The 13309-nt window shown below is 55.8% G+C and carries 9 protein-coding genes; 2 read left to right on the top strand and 7 right to left on the bottom strand.

Annotation, left to right across the window (positions count from 1 at the left end; genetic code table 11):
• Nucleotides 1-152 precede the first annotated feature (152 nt).
• On the top strand, nt 153-971 hold the full coding sequence (gene djlA / locus AC5JPW_RS11245) for a co-chaperone DjlA (protein WP_494240298.1): 819 nt from the start codon (nt 153-155) through the stop codon (nt 969-971).
• 151 nt (nt 972-1122) lie between these two features.
• On the opposite strand, the gene rluA is transcribed toward djlA, so the two are convergent.
• From rluA to araB, 7 genes are all read right to left on the bottom strand, one after another.
• Nucleotides 1123-1782: a bifunctional tRNA pseudouridine(32) synthase/23S rRNA pseudouridine(746) synthase RluA gene (gene rluA / locus AC5JPW_RS11240; protein WP_494240296.1), complete on the bottom strand. Its 660-nt coding sequence runs from the start codon at nt 1780-1782 to the stop codon at nt 1123-1125.
• A gap of 11 nt (nt 1783-1793) precedes the next feature.
• A complete protein-coding gene (rapA, locus tag AC5JPW_RS11235; protein WP_494240295.1) occupies nt 1794-4700 on the bottom strand; it encodes an RNA polymerase-associated protein RapA in 2907 nt (968 codons plus the stop codon).
• A 185-nt stretch (nt 4701-4885) separates the two neighbouring features.
• Nucleotides 4886-7243, bottom strand: a complete 2358-nt coding sequence (gene polB, locus AC5JPW_RS11230) for a DNA polymerase II (RefSeq protein WP_494240293.1) — start codon at nt 7241-7243, stop codon at nt 4886-4888.
• A gap of 44 nt (nt 7244-7287) precedes the next feature.
• Entirely contained in the window at nt 7288-7914 is a 627-nt protein-coding gene (locus AC5JPW_RS11225) for a YdcF family protein (RefSeq protein ID WP_494240292.1), read from the bottom strand.
• 141 nt (nt 7915-8055) lie between these two features.
• Nucleotides 8056-8751, bottom strand: coding sequence for an L-ribulose-5-phosphate 4-epimerase (araD, locus tag AC5JPW_RS11220; protein WP_494240290.1), 696 nt, complete (start codon nt 8749-8751; stop codon nt 8056-8058).
• Between the two features lie 51 nt (nt 8752-8802).
• Nucleotides 8803-10305, bottom strand: a complete 1503-nt coding sequence (gene araA, locus AC5JPW_RS11215; protein ID WP_494240288.1) for an L-arabinose isomerase — start codon at nt 10303-10305, stop codon at nt 8803-8805.
• A gap of 10 nt (nt 10306-10315) precedes the next feature.
• Nucleotides 10316-12010 (bottom strand): ribulokinase, encoded by a 1695-nt coding sequence (araB, locus tag AC5JPW_RS11210; protein ID WP_494240287.1) that lies wholly within the window; start codon nt 12008-12010, stop codon nt 10316-10318.
• A gap of 336 nt (nt 12011-12346) precedes the next feature.
• Between araB and araC the strand changes: the two genes are divergently transcribed.
• Complete coding sequence (araC, locus tag AC5JPW_RS11205) at nt 12347-13192, top strand: arabinose operon transcriptional regulator AraC (protein ID WP_494240286.1); 846 nt, start codon at nt 12347-12349, stop codon at nt 13190-13192.
• The last annotated feature ends 117 nt before the right edge of the window (nt 13193-13309 follow it).

The following is a 13309-nucleotide window of genomic DNA, read 5'->3' as shown; positions in this document are numbered from 1 at the left end:
CGGTCAGAGACTAACGTACTCATCTTCGCCGCGCTAGTTTTAATCCTGCCCGTTTTCGAGCCAGGTCAGCGAAGACTGTACCTGTGCACGGCATAGAATGACGGGTATGATAAAGCAAATTTTAGCCGACGGCATGACGATTTGGGGAGTATATGCAGTATTGGGGAAAAGTGGCGGGTTTGGTCATCGCTCTGATTATGGGCGGAGGCTTTTGGGGCGCGGTCCTTGGGCTATTAGTCGGACATATGTTTGATAAGGCGCGCAGCCGAAAAATGGCGTGGTTTGCCAATCAACGTGAACGCCAGGCGCTCTTTTTCGCCACCACCTTTGAGGTGATGGGCCATCTGACCAAATCGAAAGGGCATGTCACTCAGGCAGATATTCAGGTTGCCAGCCTGTTCATGGACAGAATGAATCTGCATGGCGATTCTCGTACGGCGGCACAACAGGCATTTCGCGTCGGTAAAGCAGACAATTACCCGTTACGCGACAAGATGCGCCAGTTTCGCAGCGTCTGTTTCGGTCGTTTTGATTTAATTCGGATGTTTCTGGAGATTCAGATTCAGGCAGCGTTTGCCGATGGTTCTCTGCATCCCAACGAGCGTGAAGTGCTGTACGTCATCGCCGAAGAGCTTGGCATTTCCCGCACGCAGTTCGACCAGTTCCTGCGCATGATGCAAGGTGGTGCCCAGTTTGGTGGCGGTTACCAGCATCAGCAGCAGTCCGGTGGCGGCTGGCAACAGGCGCAACGCGGCCCAACGCTGGAAGATGCCTGCAATGTGCTGGGTGTTAAGCCGACGGACGATGCGACGACTATCAAGCGGGCTTATCGTAAACAGATGAGTGAACATCATCCGGATAAACTGGTAGCGAAAGGTCTGCCGCCGGAGATGATGGAGATGGCGAAGCAGAAAGCGCAGGAAATTCAGAAGGCGTATGAGCTGATTAAAGAGCAAAAAGGATTTAAGTAACCTGCGGGCTAGCTTACTTGCCAGCTTATCCTCGGGCTGTGCTCGCCATCCTCACGTACTTTGAGTACGCTCCGGTGGCTGCGCGCAGGCCGCGAATAAGCTGCCTGCGCCGCTGACACTCAGGGCTGTTTTCAAAACCGTTTTTACGAAACTAAAAATCCACCGGCGCTTTAAACGTCATGCTGTTGCCAAACGTCGGGTGGGTGATGGTGAGCGTTTCTGCGTGCAACTGGAGGCGCGGTGCCATGGCAAGCGCTTCTGGCGTCGCGTAAAAGCGGTCGCCCAGAATCGGGTGACCTAACGCCAGCATGTGTACGCGCAACTGGTGAGAGCGCCCGGTAATCGGTTTAAGCCTGACTCGCGTCGAGTTATCAGACGCATACTCCAGCACCTCATATTCCGTCTGCGCCGTCTTACCGGTCTCAAAACAGACTTTCTGCTTCGGGCGATTCGGCCAGTCGCAAATCAGCGGTAAATCCACCAGTCCGTCTTCTTTTTCCAGATGTCCCCAGACGCGGGCTACGTACTGTTTCTTTGGTTCACGCTCGCGAAACTGCCGCTTAAGCTCACGCTCAGCGGCTTTGGTCAGTGCCACCACAATCACGCCACTGGTCGCCATATCCAGGCGATGCACGGACTCGGCCTGCGGAAAATCACGCTGCACACGCGTCATCACGCTGTCTTTGTGTTCCTCCAGACGCCCGGGCACAGACAACAAGCCGCTTGGCTTGTTGACCACCATAATATGTTCATCCTGATACAGAATGACCAGCCAGGGATCCTGAGGCGGATTGTAGGGCTCCATTAACATAGCCTGCTCCGTTACTGATGCGTGACGACAATAAGGCGCAGCGCATCAAGACGCCAGCTTGCCTGCGACAGGCTTTCGAGCACCTGCTGACGATTGCTCTCAATAGCAGAAAGCTCGTCGTCACGGATGTTCGGGTTCACCGCACGCAGTGCTTCCAGGCGAGAGAGTTCCGCAGACAGCTTCTCATCGGCCTCGTTTTTAGCCGCTTCGATCAGTGCCAGCGCTGCTTTCTCTACCTGCGCTTCGCCTTTTTGCAGAATCGTATGCACGTCCTGATGTACCGCGTTCACCAGCTTGCTGCCGGTATGACGGTTTACGGCGCTAAGCTGGCGGTTAAAGCTTTCAAACTCCACCTGACCTGCGAGGTTGGTTCCGTTTTTATCGACCAGCAGACGGATTGGCGTCGGCGGCAGGAAGCGGGTCAACTGCAGCTGTTTCGGTGCCTGGGCTTCGACCACGTAAATCAGTTCAAGCAGCAGGGTACCGACAGGCAACGCTTTGTTTTTGAGCAGTGAAATGGTGCTGCTGCCCGTGTCACCGGAGAGGATCAGATCCAGACCGTTGCGGATGAGGGGATGCTCCCAGGTAATAAACTGTGCATCTTCGCGAGACAGCGCCACATCACGTTCAAAGGTGATGGTGCAGCCATCTTCCGGCAGACCCGGGAAGTCCGGTACCAGCATATGGTCCGACGGGGTCAGAACAATCATGTTCTCACCACGGTCGTCCTGGTTAATGCCGACGATATCGAACAGGTTCATCGCAAAGTTAATCAGGCCAGTGTCGTCATCCTGCTCCTCAATGCTGTCTGCCAGTGCCTGCGCTTTTTCACCGCCGTTGGAGTGGATTTCCAGCAGGCGGTCACGGCCTTGCTCAAGCTGCGCTTTCAGGGCATCGTGCTGTTCGCGGCAGGTTTTGATCAGGTCATCAAAGCCTTCGCTCTCTTCCGGAGAAGCCAGATAACCGATCAGGCTGGTGTGGACCTGGTCATAAATCGCGCGACCGGTTGGGCAGGTATGCTCAAACGCATCCAGACCTTCGTGGTACCAGCGCACCAGTACCGACTGAGCGGTTTTTTCAAGGTACGGCACGTGGATCTGGATATCGTGTGCCTGACCGATACGGTCCAGACGGCCAATACGCTGTTCGAGCAGATCCGGGTTAAACGGCAGATCGAACATCACCAGGTGGCTGGCAAACTGGAAGTTACGCCCTTCAGAGCCGATTTCAGAGCACAACAGCACCTGCGCACCGCTGTCTTCTTCACCGAACCAGGCCGCTGCACGGTCGCGTTCGATAATCGACATGCCTTCGTGGAAGACGGCTGCACGGATACCTTCACGCTCACGCAGTACCTGCTCCAGTTGCAGCGCGGTGGCGGCTTTGGCGCAGATCACCAGCACTTTGTGTGAACGGTGGCTGGTCAGATAGCCCATCAGCCATTCAACACGTGGGTCGAAGTTCCACCAGGTACCGGTGTCACCTTCAAACTCCTGGTAAATTTGTTCCGGATAGAGCATGTCACGCGCACGGTCTTCCTGACTTTTGCGCGCGCCCATGATGCCAGACACCTTGATTGCGGTCTGGTACTGGGTCGGCAGCGGCAGCTTGATGGTGTGCAGCTCGCGTTTCGGGAAGCCCTTCACACCGTTACGGGTGTTACGGAACAGCACGCGGCTGGTGCCGTGGCGATCCATCAGCATGGCGATCAGTTCCTGACGCGCCGCGTCGGCACCGTCACGATCGCTGTTGGCGGTTTGCAGCAGCGGCTCAATGTCCTGTTCGCCAATCAAATCGCTCAGCATATTCAGGTCGGCATCGCTCAGACGTTTGCCTTCGAGCAGCAAGGCGACGGCATCGGCAACCGGACGGTAGTTCTGTTGCTCATCAACAAACTGAGCGAAGTCGTGGAAGCGGCTTGGGTCGAGCAGACGCAGGCGAGCGAAGTGGCTCTCCAGCCCCAGCTGTTCCGGGGTAGCCGTCAGCAGCAGGATGCCTGGCACACGTTCAGCCAGTTGCTCAATGGCCATATACTCGCGGCTCGGCGCATCTTCGCTCCAGACGAGGTGGTGCGCTTCATCGACGACCATCAGGTCCCATTCTGCGTCGCACAAGTGCTCAAGACGCTGCTTGTTACGGCGGACGAAGTCGAGAGAGCAGATGACCAACTGTTCGGTCTCGAACGGGTTATCCGCATCGTGCTGGGCTTCGGCATAGCGCTCATCATCAAACAGCGCAAAGCGCAGGTTAAAGCGGCGCAGCATTTCCACCAGCCATTGGTGTTGCAGTGTTTCCGGCAGGACGATCAGAACGCGTTCTGCGGCCCCTGACAGCAATTGCTGGTGCAGGATCATCCCGGCTTCAATGGTTTTCCCTAAGCCCACTTCATCGGCCAGCAGGACGCGTGGCGCATGGCGACGACCAACATCATGGGCGATATGCAACTGGTGGGGGATCAGGCTGGTGCGCTGACCGCGCAGACCACTCCAGGGCATGCGGTACTGCTCGCTTTGGTATTTGCGGGCGCGGTAACGCAGTGAGAAGCGATCCATACGGTCGATTTGACCCGCAAAGAGTCGGTCCTGAGGTTTGCTGAACACCAGTTTGCTGTCGAGCATCACCTCGCGCAGCATAGTGCCTGCTTCCTCTGTATCCAGACGTGTACCGATATAGGCGAGCAGACCGTTTTCTTCTAATACTTCTTCGATGCTCATCTGCCAGCCTTCGTGGCTGGTCACCGTATCGCCAGGATTAAACATGACGCGTGTGACAGGGGAGTCACTGCGCGCATAAAGACGGTTTTCTCCGGTCGCGGGGAAAAGCAGAGTGACAGTTCGCGCATCCATCGCAACGACGGTACCAAGTCCGAGTTCGCTTTCCGTGTCGCTGATCCAGCGTTGACCAAGTTTAAAAGGCATAAAATGAACTCTATATCTCAAATTGCAGGCAATAGTTCGTCACCGTCTGAGGAGCAGACGGGCGTCTAATGTTGGGGCCAGGAATAGAAAGGGCGCTATGGTACTGGATGGCAATGATTTCGTCACTACTCGACATACAGCCTAATACCATGTATTGGCTGTGGCTTGCGTAATCATGCATTGCGTCAAAACAGACCCAGTTGCCCTGTCAGTAGTGTAGCAAAATCATCGTCGGTGAAGGGTAAGATTCCATCGGCGACCGGCATAAGTTGTTTGGTTAAATAGTGATCGTAGTCCAGCGGAGAGTGCTGATAGTCGACCGGCTCAGGCCCTTGCGTGGTCCAGACATATTTGATGGTTCCCCGGTTTTGATACTGTGCAGGTCTCCCACGTTTCAGATTCTCTTCATCGGCCAGACGTGCGGCGCGTACATGAGGAGGCACATTGCGTTCATATTCGGCGAGCGGCCTGCGCAGGCGCTTACGGTAAACCAGCTGATCGTCGAGCTCGCCGTCCATCAGGCTTTTGATCGTCTCGCGCACATAATCCTGATAGGGCTCATTGCGGAAGATGCGCAGGTAAAGCGTTTTCTGGAACTGTTGTGCCAGGGGAGTCCAGTCGGTGCGTACCGTCTCCAGCCCTTTGAACACCATCCGCTGCGCGTCACCTTCCTGAATCAACCCTGCGTAGCGCTTTTTACTCCCCTGGTCGGTACCGCGAATGGTCGGCATTAAAAAGCGGCAGAAATGGGTCTCAAACTCCAGTTCCATCGCGCTGGTCAGGTTTTGCGCCTGAAGATGGTTTGTCCACCAGTTGTTCACGTGTGTAACCAGTTCGCGGCCAATACGGGCTGCGTCGTCTTCACTATGGGCCTTTTTCAGCCAGACGAAGGTCGAGTCGGTATCGCCATAAATAACGTCATAGCCCTGCTGTTCGATAAGCGCTTTTGTCTGGCGCATGATCTCATGACCGCGCATGGTGATCGACGACGCCAGGCGCGGATCGAAAAAGCGGCAGGCGCTGGTACCGAGCACGCCGTAAAAGGCATTCATGATGATCTTCAGTGCCTGTGAAAGCGGCTTATTACCGGTGCGCTTTGCCTCATCGCGACCGTGCCAGATTTGACCCACGATCTCCGGCAGACAATGGGTTTGCCGGGAGAACCAGGCACCGAGAAAACCTTCGGTGCTGTGTTCGGTGTCTGGTTTCGCCATCCCCTCCACCAGACCGACGGGATCGATGAGGAACGTGCGAATGATCGACGGATACAGACTTTTATAGTCAAGCACCAGCACCGAATCGTAGAGACCGGGACGCGAGTCCATCACGTAACCGCCAGGGCTTGCCTGCGGTGGCACATCACCGAGGTTAGGGGCGACGTAGCCCGCACGGTGCATTCGCGGGAAATAGAGATGACCGAAAGCGGCGACGGAACCACCGTGCCTGTCAATTGCCAGGCCGTTAACCGTGGCGCGCTCAAGTAAAAACGGCATGATCTCCGTTTTGTGGAAAATACGCGTGACCAGCTCGCAGTCTTTCAGGTTATAGGTGGCGAGGGCCGGTTTATTTTCGGCGAAGCGGTGATCGATTTCGTCCATGCGATCCCACGGGTTATCAATGGCTTTGCCTTCCCCCAGTAACTCTCGCGAGACGGTTTCCAGTGAGAAAGAGGAGAAGCTCCAGAACGCCGATTTCAGTGCATCGATCCCGTCGATGATCACCCGGCCCGTTGCCTGAGCGAAGAAAACGCCGTTTTTAAAACCGTGCTCACGCCATTCGAGTGCGGAGTTCCCCCGGCCAAGCAACAAGGGGATGCGATAACGCTCGGCGCTCTTTTGCAGCACGCGCAGGTCGAACTGCACCACGTTCCAGCCAATGATCACATCCGGATCGTGCTCGGCAAACCATGCGTTGAGCTTCTCCAGCAACTGCGGGCGGCTGTTCACGTACTCAAGATGAAAATCGAGCCCACTGGCATCGCCGTTGGCCGGGCCGAGCATATACACCGTGCGCTGACCGCAGCCCTCCAGACCGATGCAATAGAGCTCGCCATTACGGGTGGTTTCGATATCCAGCGACACCCATTTCAGGGAAGGGCGGTAATCCGGGTGCGGCTTCAGGCGGGCATTACGTAAACGTCCAGCTTGCTCGTCACCATCGACCCACACTGGCGCAGTAATAAAGCGTTCCATCAAAAAACGCTCAGGTGGTCGCACATCTGCTTCATACACCGTCACGCCGCCATCGCGCAGCAGCTTTTCATAGCGCATTAGCTGGCGATGTGCGCGACAGTAAAGGCCATGCACCGGCTGGCGATGGAAATCTAATAACTGGAGGGGAGCGAGACGAAAATGCTGTTCACCGCTGAGCAGACGCTGGGCTTGTGCGACCTGAGAAGAGGGAATAAAGGCGACGGACTCCTGGGGCGGCAGAAAAACCTGCAACGGCCCGTTGTCCGTTGCCAGCCAGAATTCCACTTCGGTGCCCTGCGGCGTGTCTCGCCAGTGCCGGGTCAGTAAAAAGCCTTCTCGCGCTTGCGCCACACCATTCTCTCATCCAGTTCGTATCGGCGAGATTATAGCCTGGATTACTCGGGAGTACTGATTTTTTGTACAGGTATCAGCGGCACGTAGCGCAGGATACGGTAACCGGTGTAATAAAATGACTCGCTGAGTAAAAAAGGAAGTCGGGTCGACCAGCTTTGGTAGCGACTGGCGGTGACCGGAGAAGACCAGCTTTCAATGCGATTATCCCAGGCGATAATTTGCATACGCCGCATATGCAACGGATCGCTCACCAGCAGGGCGGTTTTCAGGCGATGAAGATGCATGAGCTCTGCGGCATTGCGCAAATTTTCGCGCGTGATGGTCGATTGCTCTTCAATCAGAATTGCCGCTTCGGGAACTCCTTTTGCATGCACATACTCTTTTGCCACTGCGGCGTCAGAACGTGTTGCACCGGGGCTCATGCCGCCGGTCAGAATCAGTGAACCGACAAATCCCTCGTGGTACAGCCAGACGGCATGATCCAGTCGCGCTTTGAAAACAGCGCTCGGTTGGTCGCCTTGAATACCTGCGCCTGCGACGATAGCGCAGTCGGCATGACGTGTCTGATCCTGCTTGCTGAACTGCCAGATAGCCACCGCGTTGTAGAAGATGACGATTAACGCCGTGAGAGCGCTCAATATTGCGAGTTTGAATATACCTTTACGCATCGTGGTTACATCCTTTTAGACCCGTCAGGCGACAACGTTACCTTTTATTGCTGCGGATTCAACATGCGGAGGGATGAGAGATGAAAATTAGGAACATACAAAGAGATAAGCGAAGCCTGGCGCTTCGCTTGTAAAGGAAGATCACTGACCGTAATAGGCTTTTGCGCCGTGCTTACGCAGGTAGTGTTTGTCGAGCAGAGTCTGTTGCATATCCGGCAGTTCTGGCGCGAGCTGGCGACAGAAAATACCCATATAGGCCACCTCCTCCAGTACGATGGCGTTATGTACCGCATCGTCAGCATTTTTGCCCCAGGCAAAAGGGCCGTGGGAGTGCACCAGTACGCCAGGCATTTGCGCCGGGTCGATACCCTGGGTTTTGAAGGCTTCCACAATCACGTTACCGGTTTCCCACTCGTACTCGCCGTTGATTTCCTCATCGGTCATCTTGCGCGTACAGGGAACGGAACCATAGAAATAGTCCGCATGGGTGGTGCCCGTTGCGGGGATTGATTGTCCGGCCTGCGCCCAGATGGTGGCGTGCCGCGAGTGGGTATGGACAATCCCACCAATGGTTGGGAAGGCCTGGTAAAGCAGACGATGGGTCGGGGTGTCTGAAGAGGGTTTCTTCTTGCCCTCGACCACTTCGCCGGTTTCCAGGCTGACAACCACCATATCTTCGGCGGTCATCACGCTGTAGTCGACGCCGGAAGGCTTGATAATCAACACACCGCGTTCGCGATCCACGGCACTTACGTTGCCCCAGGTCAGCGTCACCAGATTATGTTTTGGCAGGGCGAGGTTGGCCTCAAGTACCTGCTGTTTGAGATTCTCTAACATGCTTTCCTCCAGGAAAAAGCGGCCTGCCGGAGCAGGCCAAATGTTCCCCTGTTAACGTTTGGAGCCGTAATACACTTCGTTCCAGCGCAGCGCGTCTTTAAAGGCGGGCAGGCGGGTGTCGTTGTCGATAACAGCAAGCTCGATACCGTGCAGTTCGCTGAACTGACGCATATCGTCCAGGGTCAGAGAGTGGCTAAAGACAGTGTGGTGTGCGCCGCCTGCGAGGATCCAGGCTTCGGATGCAGTTTGCAGATCCGGCTGCGCTTTCCACAAGGCGTTAGCAACAGGGAGTTTTGGCAGTGCATGCGGCGTTTCAACGGCATCAACGCAGTTCACCAGCAGGCGGAAACGATCCCCCAGATCAATCAGGCTCGCATTAATGGCCGGGCCGGTTTTGGTGGAGAAGATCAGACGTGCCGGATCGGCTTTGCCGCCAATGCCGAGGTACTGAACGTCGAGGATCGGTTTTTCATCCAGCGCGATGGTCGGACACACTTCCAGCATGTGCGAGCCGAGCGCCAGATCGTTGTTCTCTTCGAAGTGATAGGTGTAATCCTCCATAAAGGAGGTGCCGCCCTGCAGACCGGTCGACATCACCTTCATGATGCGAAGCAGAGCGGCAGTTTTCCAGTCGCCTTCGCCCGCAAAGCCGTAGCCCTGCTGCATCAGACGTTGTACTGCCAGGCCTGGCAGTTGTTTCAGGCCGTGTAAATCTTCGAACGTGGTGGTGAAGGCATGGAATCCACCTTGTTCGAGGAAGCGTTTCATCCCCAGTTCAATACGTGCAGCGTCAATCACATTCTGGCGCTTGTCGCCATTAACCTGCGCGGCGGCGGTCAGGCGGTAGCTGCTTTCATACTCGTCGACCAGTGCGCTGATATCACCGTCGCTGATGCTGTTCACGACCTGCACCAGGTCGCCCACCGGCCAGGTATTGACGGAGAAGCCGAACTTGATTTGTGCAGCCACTTTGTCGCCGTCGGTCACTGCCACTTCACGCATGTTGTCGCCAAAGCGGCACACTTTCAGGTGACGGGTATCCTGTTTGGAGACGGCCTGACGCATCCAGGCACCAATACGCTGATGCGCTTTTTTGTCCTGCCAGTGGCCGGTGATCACGCCATGCTGCTGACGCATGCGGGCACCGATAAAGCCGAACTCGCGGCCGCCGTGCGCGGTCTGGTTCAGGTTCATAAAGTCCATATCAATGCTGTCCCACGGCAGGGCTGCATTGAACTGGGTGTGGAATTGCAGTAACGGTTTGTTGAGGATAGTCAGGCCGTTAATCCACATTTTGGCCGGGGAGAAGGTGTGCAGCCACACCACCATACCCGCACATTTATCGTCATAGTTGGCATCACGGCAGATATTGGTGATTTCATCCGGCGAGGTGCCAAGCGGTTTAAGCACCAGCTTGCAGGGTAATTTCGCTTCGGCATTCAGGGCGTTAACCACTTGCTCACCATGCTGCGTCACCTGACGCAGCGCTTCGGGTCCGTACAGGTGTTGGCTGCCAATCACAAACCAAACTTCATAATTATCAAAAATTGTCATTATTGTGTCCTTAGTGAGTGAGCGCTGCCTGGGGTGCTGGCGCGGCTACCGGGAGATAGTGAAGCTCGGCGCTTTTCGCCCATTGCTGATAGCGTCGATAGAGTTGTTCGAAACGTTGAGCCTGCGCGGCTGCGGGTTGCAGCGTATTTTCGATCTGGCTGGCCATCTGCTGTTGAGCAGCTGGAATGTCGGCATGAACGCCAGCCGCCACGGCGGCAAAAATGGCCGCACCGAGTGCGCAGCACTGGTCAGAGGCAACAATTTGCAGCGGGCGATTAAGCACATCGCAGCAGGCTTGCATGATGACCGGGTTCTTACGGGCGATACCGCCCAGGGCCATGACGTTGTCGACAGCAATGCCCTGTTCGGTGAAGCACTCCATGATGGCGCGGGCACCAAAGGCGGTGGCGGCAATCAACCCACCGAAGAGTGCCGGTGCGTCGGTGGCGAGATTAAGATCGGTAATCACCCCTTTCAGGCGCTGGTTCGCATTCGGTGTGCGGCGACCGTTAAACCAATCCAGCACAACCGGTAGATGCTCCAGAGAAGGGTTTTTCGCCCATGCGGCGGTCAGAGCAGGCAGAAGCTGTTTCTGACTCTCTTTAATCTGAGTTTTCAGTTCCGGATGTTGCGAGGCCAGTTGCTCCAGCGGCCAGCCGAGTACACGACCAAACCAGGCATAGATGTCACCGAAGGCAGACTGCCCGGCTTCCAGCCCAATAAAGTCCGGCACCACGCTGCCATCCACTTGCCCACAGATGCCTTTTACCGCGCGGTCGCCCACGCTCGGTTTATCGGCAATCAGGATGTCGCAGGTCGAGGTACCAATCACTTTCACCAGCGTATTCGGCTGCGCCCCGGCACCCACGGCACCCATATGGCAGTCAAATGCGCCGCCCGAAATCACAACAGATTCGGATAAGCCCAGGCGCTGAGCCCACTCCGCCGTCAGCGTACCGACCGGCAGATCGGCGGTGAACGTCTCAGTAAAGAGCGGGGTCGGGAGATGCTTATTGAGCAGCGGATCGAGGTCGTCAAAGAAGCTTGCGGGTGGCAAACCGCCCCAGCTTTCATGCCACAGCGATTTGTGCCCGGCGCTGCAGCGTCCACGGCGGATATCCTGCGGACGAGTGGTGCCAGAGAGCAGGGCAGGCACCCAATCACACAGCTCAATCCATGAGGCCGCGGCCTGAGCCACGTCGCTGTCTGCGCGGGTCACATGTAGAATTTTGGCCCAGAACCACTCGCTGGAGTAAATACCGCCGATATAGCGTGAGTAGTCCGTTTTGCCCGGTGCGTGGCAGAGCGCGGTGATCGCTTCAGCCTCTTCCACTGCTGTATGGTCTTTCCACAAGACAAACATGGCGTTGGGGTTATCCGCGAACTCAGGGCGCAGCGCCAGAACGCGACCTTCGGCGTCAATAGGGGCGGGCGTTGAACCGGTGCTGTCAACGCCAATGCCTTTCACATCCTGACGTTGACCGTCGGTAAGTTGCGCCAGCACGGCTTTGATGGCCGCTTCCATTGACTCAATGTAGTCACGGGGGTGGTGGCGAAAGCGGTTGTGGGCAGCGTCGCAGTAGCGACCTTCCTGCCAGCGGGGATACCACTCGACGCTGGTGGCGATTTCATCGCCGGAGGCACAGTCCACTGCCAGTGCACGTACTGAATCGCTACCAAAATCGAGGCCAATTGCAATTGCCATCGTGTTGCTCCATGAAGAATTACCTTATGGAGAAACATAGTGATCGGCTGAAAAAAGCGTCAGGCTGTATTCGCTAATCTTATGGACTAAAATGCTATGTAAGTGCAAAGTGTGACGCCGTGCAAAAATTCGATGTGGACATTTCTGCCGCCTTTATAGACACTTTGGTTGCCTCTTTCTATCCCATTATTATGCGCTAAACTGGCATAACTGCTTTTATCTGGCGGGGTTAAAAGTGACGGCGATTTCCTTGTGCCCGGTCAAAATGCGTGGGAAATGAAAAGCGTATCAATATGGACAATTGGTTTCCTGACTGACAATCGGAGTATTGCGTTTATGGCTGAATCTCAAAACGATCCACTGCTGCCTGGCTACTCGTTTAACGCCCATCTGGTGGCGGGATTGACCCCCATTGAGTCGGAAGGTTACCTCGATTTTTTTATCGATCGCCCACTCGGTATGAAGGGTTACATCCTGAACTTCACCATCCGTGGAGAAGGGGTGATTGATAACCACGGCAAGCAGTATGTTTGCCGTCCTGGCGATATGCTGCTGTTCCCGCCGGGCGAAATCCACCATTACGGCCGCCACCCGGATGCCAGTGAGTGGTATCACCAGTGGGTCTACTTCCGTCCACGCGCCTACTGGCAGGAGTGGCTAAGCTGGCCCACCATTTTCGCGCAAACCGGTTTTTACCGCCCGGAAGAGCAGCATCTGGCGCAGTTTAGTGAGCTATTCGGGCAAATTATTGATGCCGGGCAGAGCGGCGGGCGCTATGCGGAGCTGCTGGCGATAAATTTGCTGGAGCAACTGCTGCTGCGGCGTATGGATGCGATCAACGAATCCCTGCATCCGCCGTTGGATAACCGGGTGCGTGACGCCTGTCAGTACATCAGTGATCATCTGGCGGACAACCACTTTGATATCGCCGGGGTGGCGCAGCACGTGTGCCTCTCTCCGTCACGTTTATCTCATCTTTTCCGCCAGCAATTAGGCGTCAGCGTCCTGAGCTGGCGTGAAGACCAGCGCATCAGTCAGGCCAAATTACTGCTGAGTACCACCCGTATGCCGATTGCCAGCGTCGGGCGCAACGTGGGGTTTGAAGATCAGCTCTACTTCTCGCGGGTATTTAAAAAATGCACCGGGGCCAGCCCCAGTGAATTTCGTGCAGGATGTGAATAAACGGTAAAGAAGCGCAATGAATTACGCGGGTGAATACCAGAATCGCTAAACTATTCGGATAATTGAAGATTGACCCTCGTGGTTCGGCTCTGGACAATCCCGGCGTCGTTACTCAAC

Source organism: Phytobacter sp. (assembly GCF_059074235.1).
The sequence above is the reverse complement of the archived record's forward strand: the minus strand, read 5'-3'. Positions and strand labels throughout refer to the sequence as shown.

Excerpts from the sequence above, each read along its gene's own strand:
- araB (WP_494240287.1), bottom strand. The coding sequence starts at position 12,010 with ATGGCAATTGCAATTGGCCTCGATTTTGGTAGCGATTCAGTACGTGCA.
- djlA (WP_494240298.1), top strand. The coding sequence starts at position 153 with ATGCAGTATTGGGGAAAAGTGGCGGGTTTGGTCATCGCTCTGATTATG.
- rapA (WP_494240295.1), bottom strand. The coding sequence starts at position 4,700 with ATGCCTTTTAAACTTGGTCAACGCTGGATCAGCGACACGGAAAGCGAA.
- araD (WP_494240290.1), bottom strand. The coding sequence starts at position 8,751 with ATGTTAGAGAATCTCAAACAGCAGGTACTTGAGGCCAACCTCGCCCTG.
- rluA (WP_494240296.1), bottom strand. The coding sequence starts at position 1,782 with ATGTTAATGGAGCCCTACAATCCGCCTCAGGATCCCTGGCTGGTCATT.
- araC (WP_494240286.1), top strand. The coding sequence starts at position 12,347 with ATGGCTGAATCTCAAAACGATCCACTGCTGCCTGGCTACTCGTTTAAC.
- AC5JPW_RS11225 (WP_494240292.1), bottom strand. The coding sequence starts at position 7,914 with ATGCGTAAAGGTATATTCAAACTCGCAATATTGAGCGCTCTCACGGCG.
- araA (WP_494240288.1), bottom strand. The coding sequence starts at position 10,305 with ATGACAATTTTTGATAATTATGAAGTTTGGTTTGTGATTGGCAGCCAA.